This is a genomic window from Bordetella tumbae, assembly GCF_965139195.1.
Classification (GTDB): Bacteria; Pseudomonadota; Gammaproteobacteria; order Burkholderiales; family Burkholderiaceae_B; genus Bordetella_A; species Bordetella_A tumbae.
The window spans coordinates 58917-78992 of record NZ_CBCSJH010000002.1 but is presented as its reverse complement, the minus strand read 5'-3'; the positions used below and the strand labels follow the sequence as shown (position 1 = coordinate 78992).

Genomic DNA, 20076 nt, shown 5'->3' with positions numbered 1-20076 from the left:
GTCTACCCTTTTCCGCGGACGTCCTGGATGGCGGCAACAATGTTTGCATACGCTCCGCAGCGGCAAATGTTGCCGCTCATCAGCTCACGCACTTCGCCGTCGCTGTCACCGCAGGGCTCGTGCAGCAACGCGGCGGCTGACATGATCTGCCCTGCCGTGCAGTAGCCGCACTGATAGCCGTCATGCTCGACAAATGCAGCCTGCAACGGATGCAGCGACTCGGCGCTGCCCAGGCCCTCGATGGTCGTGACGTCCCGGCCGTGCAGGGTCACCACCAGCACCAGACAGGCGTTGACCCGCCTGCCATCGACATGCACCGTACAGGCGCCACATTGACCATGGTCACAGCCCTTTTTGGTGCCCGTCAGATGGAGGGACTCGCGCAAGGTGTCCAGCAACGTGGCGCGGGGGTCCAGTGTCAACGCGTGATTCACGCCATTGACGCGCAATGCAGTCGATATGCCGCCCTGCGACACCTGATGCCGGATCGGCGATTCCGCAGGAGGAAGATCCACCTCCGGCTCGTCTGTTTCGGGGTTCTGTGGCGGCTGAGTGGGCGGCTCGCGTGGCGGATCCGTCGGCGGCTCATGAGGCGGGGTGATCGGAGGTTCGCCAGGCGGCGTGTCAGGAGGACCGTCGGGTGGGATCTCTGGTGGGTTCTCCGGGGGAATCTCTGGCGGGATGGTCGGCCGGCCGGGATTCGGATGCGGGGGCTGCGGAACGTGCATGCTTAGACTCACTACGTTCTCCTGAAAAGCAAAGACGTCCGACCGGCGTACGCAAGCCGCATGCCCCGGTCATCGGCCTGACTCACCTTACCGCCTGAATGCAGCAATGCAAAGCAGTTTTTCCTCAGGCCCGAAACTTGCTCCCCGCACATACCTACATACTGAAAGAGCAGAATATGCAGCCCGACTGGACGACCATGTTTTCCCTCTCGATGTCGCCGGTAGAGATCATCATCCGCGGCAGCCTCATGTATTGGTTCATCTTTCTACTGCTCAGAATGGCAGGCAGACGAGACGTAGGCTCAGTGGGAATCGCAGACATGCTGGTATTGGTCCTGATCGCCGACGCGGCACAAAACGGCATGGCAGGCCAATACCAGTCCATCACCGATGGCATGATCCTGGTCGCGACCATCATCGGCTGGACTGTCGCCATCGACCGCCTCGCCTATTACGTCAAACCTATCGGGCGGCTTCTCACCGCGGATCGCGTCTGTCTCGTTCAAGACGGCCAGATCCGCCTGCGCAGCCTGCGCAAAGAATTCATCACCAAAGACGAACTACTGAGCGAGCTACGCCAGCATGGCGTCGACGATGTCAATCAGGTACACCGCGCCTATATCGAAGCGGACGGCAACATCAGTGTAATCAAGCGCACCTGAGCAAACCCCATATCCCACCTTTGACTCTCGGGAACACGCCATGACCAGTCTCCGTATGCAAAGCAACACGCCAGAGCGCATCGGCCACGTCACCCTCACCCATCCAGACCGCACCGTCCTGCGCCCACCCAAGACCACCAAGTCCGATCTGGCCCATTATTACGAGTCTATCGCCCCCTATATGCTCGAGCACCTGAAAGGCCGCCGTATCGCCATGCTGCGATGTCCTGACGGCGCCGACGAAGATTGCTTTTTTCAAAAACATCTGACTGGCACGCTGCCCACAGGGCTCTCCCGCGAAGCGGGACACTTGCAGATTCAATCCATAGAGGGTTTGCTGGGGCTGGTACAGCTGGGCGTCATCGAGTTCCATACATGGGGCGCCCGTGCCCCTGGACACGACAATCCCGATCGCGTCACGCTCGATCTGGACCCAGGCCCTGACATATCCTGGCGGGGCCTGGTCGAAGCCACGCAGCTGGCCCATGGACTCATGACCGAAGTCGGTCTCGCACCCTTTTTAAAGACCACTGGCGGCAAAGGACTGCACCTCGTCGCCCCCATCCGCGCAACCCGTTCCTGGGAAACCGTCAGATTCCTCGCCCACCACCTCGCCCAACGCCTGGCGAACGCCATGCCCGACCGCTTCACCGCCAATATGGCCAAGGACCAGCGGCGTGGCCGGATATTTGTCGATTACTTACGAAACGGCAACGGAGCAACAGCCATCTGCGCCTACTCCGTGCGGGCACGGCCCGAGGCGCCGGTCTCGATGCCCCTGCCCTGGGACGCATTGGACTTTCACAATGACTTGCGAGCCGCGGCATTCAACGTACGCAATGCGCTCGATCACGTGCAAACCCATGAAGATCCCTGGCAGGACTATGCCGCTCGCCGCACCGTGCTGACGCAACGCATGATGGATCGCCTCGAGCTTTGATCAGCGAGCGGCAGGCTCGGGTTCTGGCGGCACCAGTGGATCGAAATCCTGCCATTTACCGTTTTCCCAACGGCCGTTTGCACGTTCGACATCCTGACCGCCCGACTCGCGCAACAGACGCGTGACTTCGCCCTCCTTGTCCGAGGACACAGCCACTGCCAACAGGACACCAGCTGCTCGAACCGGCGGATGCTCCTCGACGACCGCTGCGCCATTGCGCCGAATCCGGCGCCGGTGTACGCGGCCGACGGCCACCATGGCGCCGATCAAGGCACCCACATAGGCACCGACCCCGCCAGCCGCAATGACAATCAAGCTGGAGTACTGAAAATTGCGGACCGCCAACATCGTCAGCGCCGCACCGAGCACGCCCAATATGGACGCCCCAAACAGCACCCCGATCACACCGCCCGTCGCATCAGGGTCCTCGCGGCGGTCCCCGCCGACCGGATAACGGTCATGCGAGCCCGCAGTATTCACGTAGAACGTGTGGACCCGGTCGCCCGCAAACCCATGCCGCTCGAGATGCTGTGCGGCAACACCTGCCTGATCAAACGTCTGATATCGCGCTGCGACAATCAATGACATGAGGCATTCTCCTTGCGCAGCGGCGGGTGCTCGTTGCCCTGCCGTGTACCCGGATAGCGGCCCCCTTCTTCGTATTGCGGCCCATGGCGATTGGGCCCCGTATGAGGTTCCGGCTCGGGCCGCTCGCCACGCCGCCGGCCATAGTCAGGCTCGTCGGCCCCCCATCGCCCGGACTCCCGGGTGTGCTCTTGGCGGCCGCGATCTGGTTGGCCTTGATGGTCAGTCTGTTCGCGGCGTCGATGCTGATTTGACATGAGCTTGCTCCCATTTTGACAATGGGAGCGCAAGGATCATGCCTGCAGTACGCCGCTAGTGACCGGATTTTCCATAATCCTCTGCCGCAGGATTGCCCCCCGGCACCGCGTGCCCGGCCTGGGCGTATTCTTCGAGTTTGTTGTACAGGGTCTTGGGACTGATGCCCAGCACAGCCGCCGTTTGTTTCCTGACCCCTTGGCAGCGTTCCAAGGTCGCCAGGATCAACTGGCGGTCGGCCTCAGCCAACGTCGCCCCCACGGGCACCCGCATCAGTGTCGACCGCTTGCCACCATCGACCGGGCCCGCCTGCCGTATCAAGGTGTCGCCCGTCACTTCGTCGCCATCAGCCAGAATAAACGCGCGGCGCACGAAATTCCTCAGTTCGCGCACGTTGCCGGGCCATGCGTGATTCTGTATGGCTTGGCGTGCCTGCTCGCTAAAGGTTTTGTTCGTGCCGTGCTCGGCATTCAGCGCCGAGAGAAACTGATCGGCCAGCATCAGAATATCGTCACCGCGTTCGCGTAATGCGGGTAGATCCACGGGAAACACGCTCAGGCGGAAATACAGATCCTCGCGGAATTTGCCGTCCTGCACGGCCTGTTCGGGATTGCGGTTGGTCGCGGCAATCACCCGCACGTCGCACGATATCTGCTGGTGCGAACCCACTCGCACGAAACATCCCGACTCGAGCACACGCAGCAATTTGACCTGCATTTCCAAGGGCATTTCCGTAACCTCGTCCAGAAACAAGGTCCCGCCATCTGCTTGTTCGAAATAGCCCTTGTGCATACGGTCGGCGCCGGTGAAACTGCCGCGCTCATGGCCGAACAATTCGCTTTCGATCAGATTCGGAGCGATCGCGCCGCAATTCACAACCACAAACGGCTGTTGACTGCGTGGGCTGAGCTGATGCAGCGCATGTGCGGCCAGTTCTTTGCCCGTGCCGCTCTCGCCGACCAACAGCGTTGTCACCTCGCTGGGCGCGGCGCGGGATATCTGGTCAAAGAGCCGCGCCATCGGCTCGGAGTTTCCTAGCATCTTGCCCAGACGGCCCGGCGCTTTCACGGGCTGGCCCGGATTCGCGTCGCCAAAACCATCGGCCACGCGATTCAGTATGCGCAGCAGGCGCTCCATCTCGATGGGCTTGACCAGATAATCGGTGGCCCCCAGCCGCAGGGCGTCGATGGCGGAATCCATCGTGCCGTGACCGGTGATCACCACGACCTCTGCGTGGCCGAGAGGGACGCGATCAAAGAGATCCATTCCGCTGCCCTCTGAGAGGCGTACGTCCAATAGCAATAAGTCGGGAACATGCCGTTCCCATTCAATTACGGCGCGCTTGATGGTGCTGGCCTGTGAAACAGTATAACCGCTGTCCTTACCGATTTCAGCCAAGGTGTCACGCACAGCATCATCATCGTCAACGATCAGAAGATGAGGCATACCTATCCCGGAAGTGAGGTTTCATGAGCTTGATTTTGCAGCATAACCCGTTCGATATCCGACAAACGTAAACATCAGATACGATTCAATAAAGATTTCAAAACTTCTCGTTTCACTACTCCTCGTATTCAACGATGAAGCGGCACCGGCTAACCGTTTTTTTACGGGGACATCAAGACCGCAAGACGGCCCGCGGCCTGGGTAATATTTACCGGCGCATGTAAACACGACCAGGCGATCACCCCCGGCAGGCCTCATGCGAGCCCAGGGTCGGCACGCACCTCATGGCGTGGCACGGAATTTGCATGAACATGGAGATAAGGCAGCATCGCTTGCCCCCGAGTCAAACCCCTATGAGGAGAGCTCCAGTGCCTTACATCGCGCCAGAACTGCGTCTACGCCAACAAACCACCCTGGCCCCCAGGATGCAGCAGTCCGTGCAATTGCTGCAGTTGTCTGCGCTGGAATTCAGCGTCGCGATCCAAAATGCCTTGAATACCAATCCATTCCTTGAAGACGAGGACATACAGAGCACTGGCGCCCAGTCACCCTCCAACGACCCCGACCTGCTCCCTGCCTCCAATCAGCAGGTTTCGTCAGAAGAACCGTATCACGATAAGGAAGAGGCATTCACCACCCCTTCGGCATATTCGGGAGACTATCCGACCAAACGAAAGTCTCTATCCGATAACGCCGATCACGATCTTTCACATTGGGTTGCCGCGCCGCCCTCCTTGCAAAGCCGCATGCGCGAAGCGCTATGTGCGCATCCATTGTCCGAGCGGGATCAGTTGCTGGCCGAGTACATCATCGATGCCCTGGACGGCGATGGCTACGTTCGCACCCCGCTGGATTCATTGGCCGGACAGGGAGACTTCGAGCCGGCCCCGGATCCCGCCGAGTGGGCCGCAGCGCTGCATCTGGTGCAACACTTGCAAGCCCCCGGTCTGGCGGCGCGCGACTTGAGCGAATGCCTCGCGCTGCAACTGCAGGCTGAGCCGTGCCAAGACGATGAGTCGACTGCGTTGGCCCTGGCTATCGTTCGGACTCACCTCGACGTCCTGGCCCGCAATGATTGGAACGCATTGCTGCATAAGACCGGTAGCTCGCCAGCACAATTGCGCCTGGCCTGCGAACGCATCCGTGCGCTGGACCCCAAACCCGGGCGGCGTTATGACCAGGAGGCTCCCGTCTATGTTGTGCCGGACGTCATCGTGCGTAAACAGCAAGGCCAGTGGCAGGTATACCCCAACCGAGACGCCATGCCGCGCGCACGTCTGGACCGCGTTTATGCCGACCTGTTTCGCCGTGTACGCCAAGACGAGCGCGGCCCTTTGGCCCAGGAACTGCAGGAAGCCCGCTGGCTCGTGCGCAATGTCGAGCAACGCTACACCACTATCCAGCGCGTGGCCGAGGCTATCGTTCGACGCCAGCAACGCTTCTTTGAATATGGCGAAGTTGCGCTGCGGCCACTGCTATTGCGGGAAATCGCGGACGTGCTGGAGATTCATGAATCCACGGTATCGCGCGCGACGGCCAATAAATACATGGTCACGCCGCGCGGTCTGTATGAATTCCGGCATTTTTTCTCACGCGAGCTGGCGACGGCTACGGGCGGCTCTTGCTCGGCGGCGTCCGTCCAGGCCTTGATCCGCGAATGGATCGCGAACGAAGACCCGAGCGACCCGATGTCCGATGTCACGCTGGCGCAGCGGTTGGCCGACGATGGCATCGTGGTCGCGCGGCGTACCGTGTCCAAATACCGTGCGCAACTGAAACTGCCCGCCGCTGAATTGCGCCGCCGGTACTAGATCAGCAAAATGCGGCGCACGCGTTCGAGCAGCGCCTCGAGCTTGAAGGGTTTCACGATGAGTTCCATCCCGGTATCCAGAAACCCTTGCGCCGCAGCAGCGCTTTGCGCATAGCCCGTCATGAACAGCACCTTGATATCCGGGTGCACTTGACGCGCCTCATCGGCCAGTTCCCGACCGTTCAAGCCCGGCAATCCTACATCGGTCAGTAACAGATCGATGTGCTCCGTTTGATTCATGAGCGTGCGGCCCTCGATACCGTCTGCTGCCACCAACACGTTCAGACGCAGCTGCGTCAATGCTTCAGACACCATTTGACGGACGGCAGCATCATCCTCTACCAGGGCCACCACTGCCGGCTGCAGGCTCTCATCGACAGAGACAGGTACGCTAGGCGTCTCCGACTCTACAGGCGGCATCGCACCTTCATAACGAGGCAGATACAACCGCACCCTCGTCCCCTGACCAACGATGCTGTCCAACCCCACCAGACCTCCCGCCTGCTGCGCGAAACCATAGATCATCGAGAGACCCAGCCCACTGCCCTCGCCCAGCGCTTTGGTCGTAAAAAAAGGCTCAAACGCACGATTCTTGATGTCATCGGGCATGCCGCAGCCTGTATCCGACACGCAAATTTCGACGAAATCACCCGGCGTCAATTCGGCGTTCAGCAATAACGACGCTTGATCCAACACCCTATTGGTCGCCTGTAGCGTCAACTGGCCGCCATCAGGCATCGCGTCTCGCGCATTGATCACCATATTGAGCAATGCGTTCTCGAGCTGATTTGCGTCGCAGCACACTGGCCATGAAACGGGATCCGTATGCAGGATCAACTGCACGCGTTCGCCGATATAGCGTCGAAACAAATCCTCCATCGATTGCAGCACGCGTACAGGGCACAACGGCACAGGCGCAATAGGCTGCCGGCGGGCGAACGCCAATAGCCGCTGTGTCAACCGCGCGGCGCGCTCAGTCGACTCGGTCGCCGTATCGATAAAGCGCTCCGCCGCCTCGAGGTTGCCGGTAGCCAGCTTGCGCCGTATCAGGTATAGCGCGCCGGATATGCTTTGCAGCATATTGTTGAAGTCATGGGCGATGCCACCCGTCAACTGTCCGACGGCTTCCATCTTTTGCGATTGCCGCAGCGCGTCTTCGGTATGACGCAAGGCCTCGGCCTGCACGCGCAGATCGGTATCATCCCGCCCCGCCATATAGAGATCACCCTCCGATCGGGAAATCGTCCACGTGATCCAGCTATAGCTGCCGGAACTGTGCTTCATCCGGTTTTCCAGATGCCGGGCCTCATGAGCGCCTTCTGCCGCCGGCAGGAGGACTTGCGCAGTTGCCCTGTAATCGTCCGGGTGTACCAGATCAGCCAGAGGCATAGCCAAAAACTGCTCTGGCGTCCAGCCCAGAATGTCCCACACGGCGGGATTGACGCTGACATAGCGTCCTTCCGCATTGACGACCGCCAGCAACTCCGGCGACAAGCGCCAGATCCTGTCCCGTTCGGCAATCGCCAGCTCCACCCGCTTTTCCAGCTCCCGGTCGTACTGCGATCGTTCGATAGCCAGAGCGGCCGTACGCGTCACCAAGGCAGTGGCATCGATATCCTGCGGCGACGGCAGACGTGTCGTGGCGTAATAACTGGAAAATACCCCGAGTACCTGGCCGTCTGTCCCTTTGATCGGCGTGGACCAACAGGCGCGTATGCCCTGCTCTATCGCAAACTCGCGCCACTCGGACCAATTGGGATCGGTCATCACGTCGTTAGCATAGACCGCCGTTCCGAAATAGGCGGCCGCGCCCCATGAAGCCATATGCGGGCCGATCGGCACCCCCTTGACGGCCTGCCGGTAACTCTCGGAAAAACTGGGAGCGGCCCCGTGCACCAGATGTTTGCCCGACTCATCAACGAACGCGATGGCGGTACGCAATGCCACGCTGGATTGTGCCTCGACAGCATGTAGTACATACAGCAGCACATCCGCCAGGGGGACCCCAGCGGCGATACGCTGCAACATCACACGCTCGTCCTCTAATCGGGCTAGCGTATCTGTCCAGGGATTGCGCACTCGATTCTTGTTACTTAGCATCTCGCGTCACGCTACTGCGTTTTCCGCCGCAAAGCAAGTTTCAATGCGACTTCGGTTTGGCCGGGACCTTGACCCCTGCTTTGCGTGCCTTTGACAAACCGATAGCAACAGCCTGTTTGTTCGATTTCGCTGGCCCTTTGTGCTTGCGCTTGGCTTCTATCTCCGCCTCGACAAAATGGCCTGCCTGTGTCGAGGGTGATTTTCCGGCCTTGCGGTCGGCCTCGGCCTGTTTTTTCGCGGTTCGATCGGGCATGGCAACCTCCTGTTTGCTGATCGGATGGCGATCGGTGCGGATGCATGCCACCCGCACAGTCATTTTGAAATACATGCCGCAAGTCTCGTGCCTGTCGCGCCATTTTCGTTTTTCACATAACGATGCGCGAATTCGTTCGTTCTCAATCTGCACCGCCATCTCTAGCATGAGCATCATCGTCGTCATCCATTGCTCCGAGAAACCTCGGCATTCCTGCCGGGGGAGAAAGGGGCGCAGCCGTAAGGCTGCAAGATTGGTCTGATTTGAGTTGATAGCTGGATAAATATCCAGTTTTCTGATTGGGCGTGGATAGTCTCTCGGGCATGCAAACCAAACGTGCCTACCGATTCCGGTTCTATCCGACGCCCGAGCAAGCCATCACGCTGGCTCGCACGTTTGGGTGTGTGCGTGTGGTCTATAACCACATGCTTAGCCTTCGTTCGTTGGCCTGGGCTGAGCGACAGGAGCGGCTGGGGTATCACGCGACGTCTGCAACCCTGACGGCGCTGAAAAAACTGCCGGAGTATGTCTGGTTGAACGAGGTCAGCAGTGTTCCGTTGCAGCAGACACTGCACCATTTGCAAACGGCGTTTGCCGGGTTCTTTGCCAAGCGAACGGGATATCCCCGCTTCAAACGCAAGGATGGCCCGCAATCGGCGGAATACACCGCCAGTGCCTTTAAATGGGATGGCCGTTCGCTCAAGCTCGCGAAGATGGCTGAGGCACTTCCCATCCGCTGGTCCCGTCAGATTCCTAAAGCCGCCAAGGTCACCACCGTCACGGTCAGCAAAGACGCAGCGGGCCGATACTTTGTCAGTCTGCTGTGCGACGACGTTGTGGCGCAGAAAGCGCCTACGTCGACCTGTGTCGGGATTGATCTGGGCCTGTCTCATTTTGCGGTGCTCTCAACAGGAGAAAAAGTCGATGCGCCACAGATCTTTCGTAAGCATGAAGTTAAGTTGGCTACGCTACAGCGCCGCTTGGCGAAGAAGCAGAAGGGATCGGCTCGTCGTGCCAAGGCCAAACTGAAAGTCGCCAAGCTGCATGCAAAGATCGCAGACACTCGCAGAGATTTCCTGTACCAGCTTTCTACCCGGTTGATCCACGAGAACCAAGTGATTGCCGTAGAAAGCTTGTCTGTGTCCAACATGCAGAAAAACCGCTGCCTTGCTAAGTCCATCGGCGATGCCGGGTGGGCGGAATTTTTGAGACAGCTCGAATACAAGGCCCATTGGTATGGACGTGAGTTCGTGCGGGTAGATCGCTGGTACCCGTCGAGCAAGCGCTGCCACGTTTGCGGGTATGTGTTACCAAAGCTGCCATTGAGCGTGCGACATTGGTCCTGTCGGCAATGCAACGCCGGCCACGACCGCGACATCAACGCGGCGCATAACGTATTAGCCGCCGGGCTGGCGGTGTTAGCCCATGGAGAAACGGTAAGACCTGAGTACATGAATGATGATGTGCAACGGCTCGGTTCGGTGAAGTGGGAATCCCTTTCCTTTTGGGAAGGGAGCAGTCAAGACCTGTTATGACAAGCTCACACATTCTGTTCATCACTCACGACATCGATGAGGCGTTGTTCCTGGCGGATCGCATTCTGGTCATGAGTCCGCGGCCGGGCAGGATCATCGAAGAAATTCCGCTGGCACTCCACAGGCCGCGCCATCCCGATCTGGTGACCGCACTGTCATTCATAGCACTTAAGTAATCTGCGCAAAGAAGCCGCCTAGGCATTAGGAGAGATCCGCGATGTTCGCGCCCTGCCCGCCTTGCAGACGAAACTCGATGATCCCGACCCGGATGTACGTAAAGCCTTGCATGGCGATTGAACAAATTCAGAGTGCGTGATGCCCGGTCATGTCATATGGCGCTGTCATACACGATTAACCGCAACATATACCAGTGACTCACTGGTCGACGGGATAGCGCGCCTGTTGTGCGAGCGTCAATGCGCCGGAAACTCGCTCCAGCTCATGCCCTTTAGGCACAATCACGCTGTGATTCCAACGATAACAGGGCACACTGACCAGGCCTGCGTAATCCGCCACGGCCTCGATGGCCACGCCGATTCGCGGATCTGCCGGCTGACGCCTGGCTGAGAGGTATGCAGGCTCTCGGCCACGTCCGTCAAATTAAAATCGCAGCGTACTGCTTCGCGGATGGATCGCAGTTGTTGAAAATTCATGGCAAGCCGTTTCCGGGGCAGAGAGGCAAAGGCGCTCGTCAAAAAGGAACCTTTGATTCTGTCAGACGTGCACCACACGATGAAATACATCTTTGGTATGTTCTTATATATGCCTACATGCGGGAAAATTTGATCGATGACTCTTAACACTGCTACGCCTGCCGCGCTGATCGCACTGGATTGGGGCACATCGTCGCTACGCGCCTATCTGCTTGATCAAACTGGCCGCACGCTGTGCGTACGGCCGCTGCCTTGGGGCATCATGCGCCTGCCCGAGGCCCGGCCCGGCGAAAAATCCTCTGCCCATCCCCACGCCGGTTTCGAGATCGCTTTCAACGAAGCCTGCGGCGACTGGCTGCGCGAAAAACCCGCCCTGCCTGTGATCGCGTGCGGCATGGTCGGCAGTGCGCAGGGCTGGCGCGAGGCGGCCTACCTGGATGTACCTGTGGGGCTATCCGGGGTTGCTCAATTGATGACGAAGATCGAGCGCGCCGGTCAGGCCACGATTCATATCGTGCCCGGCCTGATCCAGCGCGGCGAGCTGCCCAACGTCATGCGCGGCGAGGAAACCCAGATCGCGGGCATCCTGGCGATGCGTCCATCTGATGGCGCCGATCTATTGATCGGCCTGCCCGGCACGCATTCCAAATGGGTTCACGTGCACGACGGCCAGGTGAACCATTTCGACACGTACATGACCGGCGAAGTCTACGCCGCGCTGCGTGATCACACGATTCTCGGCCGCACCATGAACAGCGATGCCCCCGCCGATGCGCAGGGCTTTGCCCGCGGCCTGGCGGTGGCCAGCCTCCCCGAGGGCCGCGCGGGTTTGCTATCGACATTATTCAGCACGCGTGCGTTGGGGCTGACAGGCCAACTCGATGGCAATGCACAACCCGATTATCTATCCGGCCTGTTGATCGGCTACGAGGTGGCAAGCGTTCTGGCATTGCATCGCGCCAGAGGTGCCTTGCCTCATATTGTGCTGTGCGGCCAGGATGCGCTCTGCCAACGATACGTCCAGGCGTTGCGCCTGTATGGCGCCGACAAACCCGAGCTCGCCCCTCATGCCACCGAGCTTGGCCTATGGCATCTGGCTCAGGCTGCGGGGTTGGTCCCTGCAGCGACCACCTGACATTCCAATTTCTCAGGAAAGCTATCCATGTCTCTCTCCGTATTCGAAAACGCCCTGTCTCAATGTCCATTAATTGCCATCCTGCGCGGCATCGAACCGGCCGAGGCGCTCTCTGCGGGCCAGGTGCTCTATGAGGCAGGGTTCCGATTGATCGAGGTTCCCCTGAACTCCCCCTCTCCCCTCGATAGCATCCGCGCCCTGCGCGATGGCTTGCCAGACGATTGCGTCGTCGGGGCCGGCACTGTGATGTCCCCCCAGGCCTGCATCGATGTTGCCTATGCAGGCGGCCAGATCATCGTGATGCCACACAGCGATCCCGAAGTCATCCGAGCCGCCAAGGCTGCGGAGATGGCCTGCTGCCCAGGCGTGGCCACGCCCACCGAGGCCTTTGCCGCCCTGGCCGCGGGCGCAGACGTACTGAAAATGTTTCCCGCCGAGCAGCTCGGTGTGAACGTACTCAAGGCATGGCGCGCGGTCATGCCGGCCAGCATCCGGCTCGTGCCGGTCGGCGGCATCACGCCGCAGAATATGGCACCTTTTGTCGAGGCTGGTGCGAGTGGTTTCGGTTTGGGTTCAGCACTGTACAAGCCCGGCAAACCGGTGGCCGATATCGCGCGGGACGCCCAGGCTTTTGTTGCGGCTTACAGGCAGGCATTCAACGCCGCAACAAACGCTTGATCCCCGAGACTACCCCGACTATCACTGCACCGGCGGCCACACCAAACACGGCGTTTATCACGGTGGACACCGTGGCTTGCACCCAAGCTGTCGAAGAGGCCAAGTGACTTATTTGTTCAATCGCGTGATGCACGGGCGCGATGCCGTGCGTCAGGATCGCACCACCCACCATGAACATGGCGGCGGTACCGACCACGGATAGTGTTTTCATCAAATACGGCGCAGCCCGCACAATCACGTTGCCCAGGCCACGCGCCACGGCGGACGATTTGCTGCGCAGATGCAGGCCCAGGTCGTCCAGGCGCACGATTCCCGCGACTAACCCATAGACGCCGATCGTCATCGCCAGCGCAATCGTGGTCACCACGATTGCCTGACGCACGAAATCCGCGCCGGCCACAGCCCCCAGGGTAATCGCGATGATTTCTGCCGACAGAATAAAGTCAGTGCGAACCGCGCCTTTGATTTTTTCGCGCTCGAACGCCACCATGTCGACACGCTGGTCCTGCAAGGCGTGAGCCCGGGCCTCGTGATTGCCCGCGGGCGTGCTGTCATGCGGCAAAAACCGGTGAATCAGCTTTTCGGCGCCCTCGAAACAGAGAAATGCCCCGCCCACCATCAGCAATGGCGTCACCGCCCACGGCGCAAAGGCGCTGATGAGCAACGCGGCCGGCACCAGAATGCATTTATTGCGCAGCGATCCCTTGAAAACGGCCCAGACGACGGGCAACTCGCGATTGACCGCCACGCCGGTGACCTGCTGCGCGTTGAGCGCCAGATCATCGCCCAGCACACCCGCCGTTTTCTTGGCGGCGACCTTGGTCATGACAGAGACATCGTCCAGGATCGTGGCGATATCGTCGAACAAGGCAAAAAAGCTGCTTCCGGCCATCCAGGCCTCCAGAGCTGACGCAGAAGCGTCGAGTTTACAAGCAATCTTTTACGCCTGACCAGGACGATGACGGGCGGGATTCCAGCCCATCCAGTTGTACACGTGGTACCGGGCGATGCCCAGGTATTCGTGCAACGCGACATCCGCCAAGGTGAAGTTGTAAGACAGTGGCAGCACGGACCTGATGGCATGCAGATAATCCGCGCGCGCAGGCGTTACCGAGACCCCGAAATGCGCGAAATACAATTCGCTGCGCCGCATGTGGGCGGCCGACGACACGAGCACGACATGATCGGCATGCTCGCGCTGCAGCAACGCGCTGGAGAACTGCGCATTCTGCCAGGTATTCATGCTTTCGGATTCGAGCAGCACGTCGGCCGGATCTATGCCGAGATGCACAAAGACATCACGATAGACGGACGCCTCTGAGGAGCCCGTCCGCGCAGCATCCCCGCCACTGATGAGGACCTTGCAATAGGCCGAGGACTTTTTACAGTCGTTATACCGTTCTGCGGCGACAACGATACGTGGATACGAAAACACGCCAGGCTCTACCCTGCCCGCCACACGCTCGGTGCCTGCGCCCAGCAGCACAATGGCGTTGCGTGCGCCCCAAGCCACGGGAGCCGAGGTCTCGTAGTCCGACTGAAGCTTGCCCAGCAACCAGGCTGAAATCGGGCCACACCCCACAGCCAGAAAGCCGACCGCCGCGACAACATAAAGCGAGATGCTGGTGCGGCGCCATGTCAACGCCGCACAGCCTATCGCCAACACCACGATCACGACAAAAATCGCGAGCGTCATGCACTGCGGTCCACTAGGCAATCGCCAGGCGGATTTCAGGCAGACCCTGAAATTGGCCCACAATCGTACCGGGGGTTTTGGGTGCATACATTCCGGTATAAGTGCCGCACGTGATCAACGTCCCGGCAGGCACGCCGACCCCACGGCGTGCGGCGTGATTCACCAGCCAAGGCAATAATCGGCGCGGATCGCCAGCCGGATTGCCGGTTGTCTCGGGCGCCACGTTGCGGCCATCGTGCGTCCAGGTCAACGAGGGTTTTTCGAAAGGATAGCTGGCGTCGTAAGGCACTGCCTCGCCCACCACCAAGCCGCCGTGGCTTTGCAAGTCTGCCAACATGGCCAGTTTGTCGACCGGCCAGCCGGCGTAGCGGCTGGAGACGATCTCGATCGTCGTCACGGTATGGCTGATGGCGTCCAATACCTCGGCATCGCCGTAGGCCTGTTCGCCGGGCGCGAAGTCACGGTTAAAGCGGAATGCCAATTCCAGCTCCAGTACCAGAACGCCGTAGGCGCTGCGTTGAATCGCCGCCGGCCCCGGCTGCACGCCTGCGCCTGGCAATGGCGCTGCCTGCATGGGACCATCCACTGATTTCGATCCGACCTTCCATGCCGCAATCGGAGATTCCAGCGACGCAATGATCCGATCCTGTACCGCATAGGATTGCGATTCCTCGGCCGGGATCAGCGACGCATCCAGCGTCACCTGCGTGCGATTGCCAGGCCATGCCTGAATCAGTTGTGCGGCCAGTGCTTGGACGGTGGACGTGCTATCAGACATCAACATTCCTTATAAAAAGCGCTTGAAACCAGCCTCACGCAGCCCATGCTACGTGAAGGACGGCAAATGGAGGGAACGCCTGCATTTGCCGCGATAAAAACCAGACAAGCTCTCACCGAGAGTACACTTGATTGTCTCGGGTTTGCCCCGAGTCTACAACGTGTCCAGGCGATATCAGCAAACGCCGCCCCATGCACCGGATCCAGCCGTCAAATACCTATCACATCAAGGCAGACCATGGAATTCGTCATCCCCAGCAGTACCAATATCATGTTGTTCATCAGTGCAGCGATAGTACTCCTGGTCATCCCGGGCCCTGCCGTGTTGTACATCATTGCGCAATCCATCGAACAAGGGAAAAAAGCGGGCCTCATCTCGGATCTGGGTATCCACACTGCCACGCTGGTGCATGTGATTGCGGCGGCGCTCGGCCTGTCCGCGCTGCTGGCCTCCTCTGCGCTCGCCTTCGATATCGTCAAATATGCCGGGGCCGCCTATCTGGTCTGGCTGGGACTGAAGAAAATCTGTACGCGTCCGACCGCGGCCGGTGCCGATGTGCCAACCGTCAAACGGCGCTATCGCAAACTCTATCGCGACGGCTTCATCATCAATCTGCTCAACCCCAAAACCGCACTGTTCTTTCTGGCATTCCTGCCGCAGTTCGTCGACGTCAGCCGTGGGCACGTCGCCTCGCAGATCGTTTTCCTGGGTGCGGTGCTGATCGTCGTCGGCTTCATCAGTGACGCCTGCTATGCCATCGCTGCCGGTGCGGCAGGCCAATGGCTGCGCACCAGCCGCACCTATCTGAATCTGGATCGCTATCTGGGCGGCGCGATGCTGATCGGACTCGGCATCGCCGCCGCCTTTGCCGGCAATCACAAGACGGTAACGAAGTAGTTCTGTCTGCGTTACGGCTTCGGAACCGCGACGGCCCTGATAGATACAGTGCGATACGGTACACGCAGTCCTGATCAGAAATGGGTCATACGCTGGCCGGACACAGACGTGCCCTGGTGCACGCCCATCATCGCGCGCGACAAGCGGCTGGCTGCGGCCAGCACGGTTTCCTTGTGCCCGTTCATGGCTTCTTCGGTCAAGCGGGATAGAGGCCCTGATATGCAGATCGCCCCCAGCAAGGTCCAATTGGACGTATAAACCGGCGCAGAGATGCTGGATACCTCGGCATCGCGCTCGCCCAGCGACATCATGTAGCCGGCACGCCGTATCGACTCATAGGGCTCTCCCGCCTCGCCGGAAAAGGCCAGAATCACCCGGCCAGGGCTGCCTAGATCCAAAGGCAACGCTGCCCCTACCCGCACGTGGTGGCGGATAGACCGGGGCCCCTCGACCCGCACCACACAGATGCGCTGATTGCCCTCGCGTACATAGAACGTAGCGCTCTCGCCGGTGGCGTTGGATAGCTCGCGCAGCACGGGCTCGACGACGTCATGCACATTGAACGTGGCCTGATAGCAGGCACCTAGCCACCCCGCTGCGCGCGCCAATCGCCAGGTGCCATCCACGCGCTGCGCCAGATAGTCGTCCATCGCCAGCGTGCGGGCCAGCCGCAACACCGTCGACCGGTGATAGCCCGTGCGGCGGCTGAGCTCTGCCAAGGACAAATGGGAATCGTCGACGCCAAAAGCGCCCAGGATGCGCATCGCGCGCCGGACCGCAACGACGCCTTCGCCAGCATCGGGATCGTCTTCTGTATCGGGTTTGGAATATTTCATTTGATAGAACATGTCGCGCCAGACAAGACAGCATTGTAATGTGCGGAACACCTCAGCACAATGCACTCACCAAAAACCAGATCCATACCGGAGACAGAATGAACGTCCTACCTCGTGTCCTAGCCGGCATCGCCCTCGCCTGCGCCCTGGCCCCTGCCATCGCTCAGGATTTCCCGACCAAGCCCATCCGCCTGATCGTGCCGTTCCCTCCCGGCGGCGGCACCGACACCCTGGCGCGCGAAGTCGCCAACAAAGTCGCCACCGATACCGGTTGGACCATTGTGACGGAAAACCGTCCTGGCTCCGGCGGCAATATCGGCGTGGACGCCGTGGCCAAGTCTGCCCCGGACGGCTACACCCTGGTCCTGGGCCAGACCAGCAATCTGGCGATCAACCCCACGCTGTACGCCAAACTGCCCTACGACCCAGAAAAGGACCTGGCGCCGATCGGACTGATCGCCAGCGCGCCGCTGGTGCTGGCCATTTCGGCGCAGTCGCCCTACAAAACGCTGGCCGATGTCGTGAAAGACGCCAAAGCCCGGCCGTCAGCGATCAACTACGGATCGTCCGGCAATGGCACTGTCAGCCATCTGGCCACCGTCAAACTGCAACAGGCTACTGGCGCGACGTTCACCCACATTCCCTATAAAGGGGCCGCGCAAGGGATCAACGATTTGATCGGCGGACAAATCGAGATGTACATGTCGTCAGTGCCGACCTTGATCGGCCACATTCGCAACGGCAAGATGCGCGGCCTGGTCGTGACCTCTTTGCAGCGTACGCCGGATCTGCCGGATGTGCCCAGCGTCGCCGAATCGGGCTTCAAGGATTTCGAAGCCATCACCTGGTTCGGTATCGCAGGCCCGGCCGGCATTCCGCAGGACATCGTCAACAAACTCAATACCGCATTCAACGCGGCGTTAAAGACTGATGATCTGCAGAAGAAATATCGCGAACAAGGTGCAGACGTACTGACCAGCAGCCCTGCGGAATTCGCCAAGCTGATCCATGACGATCGCCTGCGTTGGGCTGACATCGTCAAGGCATCCGGTGCGCGGGTGGAATAAAGACCCAAGCGGATTGCGACAAACACGCATGACACCGTCGAGTTTCGAACGACCTGATATTTCCTGAACGATGGCTGCCCTCGCCTATACCTCGGGAACGGCTCACCCCGTGTCCCCAGTCCCTCTGCACGCCTGCGATTGTCATATCCACGTCTATGACGCGCAGTTTCCGGCGGTATCCGGGGCAACGCTCTCGCCGCCTGATGCTTCGGTTGCGCAGTATCAGGCGTTGCAGGCGCGTCTGGGGACATCTCGCGCCGTCCTGGTCACCCCGTCGACTTACGGCACGGACAACCGCAGCATGCTGGCCGGGCTGGCAGCGATGGGGGATCAGGTGCGCGGCGTCGCGGTGATCGGCGGCAATGAAAGCGATACCGCTTTGCAGGCATTGCATCAGGCGGGCGTTCGGGGCATACGCTTGAATCTCTCGCGAGGTGTCGTAGGCAATATCGACCAGATTGTGCCGCTCGCCTCCCGCATTGCGCAGTGGGGATGGCATCTGCAACTGTTGATGCCTCCTGATGAGTTAGCCCAGCAGGCAGAAATCCTGACGCGATTACCGGTTCAGATCGTCTTTGATCACATGGCCAGGTTGCAACCCAGTCAGGCATTCAGCCATACCGCCCATGCCTTGGTGTTGGAATTGCTGCGTAACGGCCGCGCATGGGTAAAGCTGTCCGGCGGCTATATCGTCAGCGCCAGCGGCCGCACCGAGGACCCCGCGATCGACCCACTGGCGCGCAGCTATATCCAGGCCGCGCCGGATCGGGTGCTGTGGGGTAGCGATTGGCCGCACGCTACAGCCTCTGCGGGGCTGCACCCGATGCCTGATGACGCACGACAGATAGACCGCCTGGCCCACTGGGCGCAGGACAGCGAGGTATTCGAACAAATCCTCGTGCGCAATCCCGAACAGCTTTATGGCTTCACGAGCCACACCCCGCTCCCATCGCTAGCCAATCTACAGGAGACATCGTGAACATGAACAATATCCCTATTCAGTTCAGCCGCCGCCGATTCCTCGCCGGTGCCGCGCTGCTCGCCGCAGGCGCTGCGCAGACCAGCCGCGCAGCGGCATGGCCTGATGGCAAAGCGATCAACTGGGTCGTGCCGTACCCAGCAGGCGGCAGCACCGATGTGTTGGGACGCGCCATTGCCCAACAACTGAACACGCTGCTCAAGACCACCGTTATCGTCGACAACCGGCCCGGTGCCACCGGCACTATCGGTGCCGCCCGCGTGGCCCGCGCCGAGCCCGACGGCTTGACCGTATTGGGCACGTCGATCGGTCCGCAAGCGATCGCCCCTCACGTGATGGGCAAGCTGACTTACGACCCGGTCGAGGATTTTGCCGCCGTCATCATCGTCGGCACCATTCCGCACGTGCTGGTGATCGGCAAGCATCAACCCTATACCTCGGTACAAGCCCTGGTCGAGGCCGCCCGCGCCAGACCTGGCAGCATTGCCTATGCCTCGGGCGGTACCGGGACCGTGCTGCACGTCCAAGGCGAATTGCTGCAGCAGAAAACAGGCATCCGCCTTGTTCATGTGCCCTACAAAGGTGACACGCCTGCATTACAGGACACCTTGGGCGAACAAGTTCAATTCATGTTCGCCCCCGTCGCGGCTGCCCTGCCCCATATACAAAGCGGCAGCCTGCGCGCCCTCGCTGTCACGTCTGCACAGCGGCTGAAAACGCTGCCCGATATCCCGACGATGGGCGAATCCGGCTTTGATGATTTTGTCGTCGAACAATGGCAGGCCGTGTTTGCGCCGGCAGAAACCCCAGCCCCCATCGTTCAGCAACTGAACACGGCCATCGCCAGCGCGCTGCAGACGCCTGCGTTAAAGGAACTGGCCGACAAACTCGGCATCACGCTGGTGGGCGGCAGTCCCGACGCGCTCGACAAAATGCGCCGCGCTGACTACGTCAAGTGGGGTCAAGTGATCCGCGATGCCGGTATTACCGCCTGACGCCCACGTTTTTTTTCAATTTCTTCTGACTGAACCTACAGGACATCA

At 60.1% G+C, this 20076-nt stretch carries 20 protein-coding genes and 2 pseudogenes; 11 read left to right on the top strand and 11 right to left on the bottom strand.

Annotated elements, in window-relative coordinates:
• Positions 1-2: 2 nt before the first annotated feature.
• Positions 3-488, bottom strand: coding sequence for a (2Fe-2S)-binding protein (locus ACNA0J_RS04025; RefSeq protein WP_415817124.1), 486 nt, complete (start codon positions 486-488; stop codon positions 3-5).
• A gap of 416 nt (positions 489-904) precedes the next feature.
• Between ACNA0J_RS04025 and ACNA0J_RS04020 the strand changes: the two genes are divergently transcribed.
• Entirely contained in the window at positions 905-1390 is a 486-nt protein-coding gene (locus ACNA0J_RS04020) for a DUF421 domain-containing protein (protein ID WP_415816654.1), read from the top strand.
• 40 nt (positions 1391-1430) lie between these two features.
• A complete protein-coding gene (ligD, locus tag ACNA0J_RS04015; RefSeq protein WP_415816652.1) occupies positions 1431-2330 on the top strand; it encodes a non-homologous end-joining DNA ligase in 900 nt (299 codons plus the stop codon).
• Here ligD and ACNA0J_RS04010 read toward each other — a convergent pair whose 3' ends face one another.
• Genes ACNA0J_RS04010 through ACNA0J_RS04000 form a run of 3 tightly spaced genes read right to left on the bottom strand, consistent with a single transcriptional unit; the run spans position 2331 to position 4616 of the window.
• On the bottom strand, positions 2331-2918 hold the full coding sequence (locus ACNA0J_RS04010) for a hypothetical protein (protein WP_415816650.1): 588 nt from the start codon (positions 2916-2918) through the stop codon (positions 2331-2333).
• Positions 2909-3172, bottom strand: a complete 264-nt coding sequence (locus ACNA0J_RS04005) for a hypothetical protein (protein ID WP_415816648.1) — start codon at positions 3170-3172, stop codon at positions 2909-2911. The genes ACNA0J_RS04010 and ACNA0J_RS04005 overlap by 10 nt, the downstream gene beginning before the upstream one ends.
• A gap of 55 nt (positions 3173-3227) precedes the next feature.
• Positions 3228-4616, bottom strand: coding sequence for a sigma-54-dependent transcriptional regulator (locus ACNA0J_RS04000; protein ID WP_415816646.1), 1389 nt, complete (start codon positions 4614-4616; stop codon positions 3228-3230).
• 368 nt (positions 4617-4984) lie between these two features.
• On the opposite strand from ACNA0J_RS04000, the gene ACNA0J_RS03995 reads away from it, so the two are divergent.
• Positions 4985-6427 carry an RNA polymerase factor sigma-54 gene (locus ACNA0J_RS03995; protein WP_460490360.1) on the top strand — a complete coding sequence of 481 codons (1443 nt, stop codon included), beginning with the start codon at positions 4985-4987 and terminating at the stop codon, positions 6425-6427.
• Here ACNA0J_RS03995 and ACNA0J_RS03990 read toward each other — a convergent pair.
• A complete protein-coding gene (locus tag ACNA0J_RS03990) occupies positions 6424-8526 on the bottom strand; it encodes a response regulator (RefSeq protein ID WP_415816641.1) in 2103 nt (700 codons plus the stop codon). The genes ACNA0J_RS03995 and ACNA0J_RS03990 overlap by 4 nt on opposite strands.
• A gap of 40 nt (positions 8527-8566) precedes the next feature.
• The gene (locus tag ACNA0J_RS03985) at positions 8567-8965 is read right to left on the bottom strand and encodes a DUF6496 domain-containing protein (RefSeq protein WP_415816639.1); all 399 of its coding nucleotides are present in this window, start codon (positions 8963-8965) and stop codon (positions 8567-8569) included.
• A 137-nt stretch (positions 8966-9102) separates the two neighbouring features.
• Between ACNA0J_RS03985 and ACNA0J_RS03980 the strand changes: the two genes are divergently transcribed.
• Complete coding sequence (locus ACNA0J_RS03980; protein WP_415816637.1) at positions 9103-10314, top strand: RNA-guided endonuclease InsQ/TnpB family protein; 1212 nt, start codon at positions 9103-9105, stop codon at positions 10312-10314.
• Positions 10315-10325: 11 nt separating this feature from the next.
• A pseudogene (locus ACNA0J_RS03975) lies at positions 10326-10490 on the top strand (ABC transporter ATP-binding protein); the annotation flags it as partial.
• Positions 10491-10698: 208 nt separating this feature from the next.
• On the opposite strand, the pseudogene ACNA0J_RS03970 reads toward ACNA0J_RS03975, so the two are convergent.
• Positions 10699-10967, bottom strand: a pseudogene (locus ACNA0J_RS03970) (hypothetical protein); the annotation flags it as partial.
• 136 nt (positions 10968-11103) lie between these two features.
• On the opposite strand from ACNA0J_RS03970, the gene ACNA0J_RS03965 reads away from it, so the two are divergent.
• Positions 11104-12102 carry a 2-dehydro-3-deoxygalactonokinase gene (locus tag ACNA0J_RS03965; RefSeq protein ID WP_415816635.1) on the top strand — a complete coding sequence of 333 codons (999 nt, stop codon included), beginning with the start codon at positions 11104-11106 and terminating at the stop codon, positions 12100-12102.
• 27 nt (positions 12103-12129) lie between these two features.
• On the top strand, positions 12130-12780 hold the full coding sequence (locus ACNA0J_RS03960; RefSeq protein WP_415816633.1) for a 2-dehydro-3-deoxy-6-phosphogalactonate aldolase: 651 nt from the start codon (positions 12130-12132) through the stop codon (positions 12778-12780).
• On the opposite strand, the gene ACNA0J_RS03955 is transcribed toward ACNA0J_RS03960, so the two are convergent.
• Genes ACNA0J_RS03955 through ACNA0J_RS03945 form a run of 3 tightly spaced genes read right to left on the bottom strand, consistent with a single transcriptional unit; the run spans position 12758 to position 15254 of the window.
• Entirely contained in the window at positions 12758-13672 is a 915-nt protein-coding gene (locus ACNA0J_RS03955; protein ID WP_415816631.1) for a DUF808 domain-containing protein, read from the bottom strand. The two genes, ACNA0J_RS03960 and ACNA0J_RS03955, sit on opposite strands and share 23 nt — an antisense overlap.
• 48 nt (positions 13673-13720) lie before the next feature.
• Complete coding sequence (locus ACNA0J_RS03950) at positions 13721-14476, bottom strand: YdcF family protein (RefSeq protein ID WP_415816629.1); 756 nt, start codon at positions 14474-14476, stop codon at positions 13721-13723.
• 13 nt (positions 14477-14489) lie between these two features.
• On the bottom strand, positions 14490-15254 hold the full coding sequence (locus ACNA0J_RS03945) for a 2-keto-4-pentenoate hydratase (RefSeq protein WP_415816627.1): 765 nt from the start codon (positions 15252-15254) through the stop codon (positions 14490-14492).
• Positions 15255-15491: 237 nt separating this feature from the next.
• Here ACNA0J_RS03945 and ACNA0J_RS03940 point away from each other — a divergent pair, with 237 nt between their 5' ends.
• Complete coding sequence (locus ACNA0J_RS03940) at positions 15492-16151, top strand: LysE family translocator (RefSeq protein ID WP_415816625.1); 660 nt, start codon at positions 15492-15494, stop codon at positions 16149-16151.
• Between the two features lie 74 nt (positions 16152-16225).
• Here ACNA0J_RS03940 and ACNA0J_RS03935 read toward each other — a convergent pair whose 3' ends face one another.
• Positions 16226-16987 (bottom strand): IclR family transcriptional regulator, encoded by a 762-nt coding sequence (locus ACNA0J_RS03935; RefSeq protein ID WP_415816623.1) that lies wholly within the window; start codon positions 16985-16987, stop codon positions 16226-16228.
• Between the two features lie 98 nt (positions 16988-17085).
• Here ACNA0J_RS03935 and ACNA0J_RS03930 point away from each other — a divergent pair, with 98 nt between their 5' ends.
• The 3 genes from ACNA0J_RS03930 (at position 17086) to ACNA0J_RS03920 (ending at position 20028) form a co-directional block, all read left to right on the top strand.
• Positions 17086-18054, top strand: coding sequence for a Bug family tripartite tricarboxylate transporter substrate binding protein (locus ACNA0J_RS03930; RefSeq protein WP_415816621.1), 969 nt, complete (start codon positions 17086-17088; stop codon positions 18052-18054).
• Between the two features lie 70 nt (positions 18055-18124).
• Positions 18125-19033 carry an amidohydrolase family protein gene (locus ACNA0J_RS03925; protein ID WP_415816619.1) on the top strand — a complete coding sequence of 303 codons (909 nt, stop codon included), beginning with the start codon at positions 18125-18127 and terminating at the stop codon, positions 19031-19033.
• A gap of 2 nt (positions 19034-19035) precedes the next feature.
• Complete coding sequence (locus tag ACNA0J_RS03920) at positions 19036-20028, top strand: Bug family tripartite tricarboxylate transporter substrate binding protein (RefSeq protein ID WP_415816617.1); 993 nt, start codon at positions 19036-19038, stop codon at positions 20026-20028.
• The last annotated feature ends 48 nt before the right edge of the window (positions 20029-20076 follow it).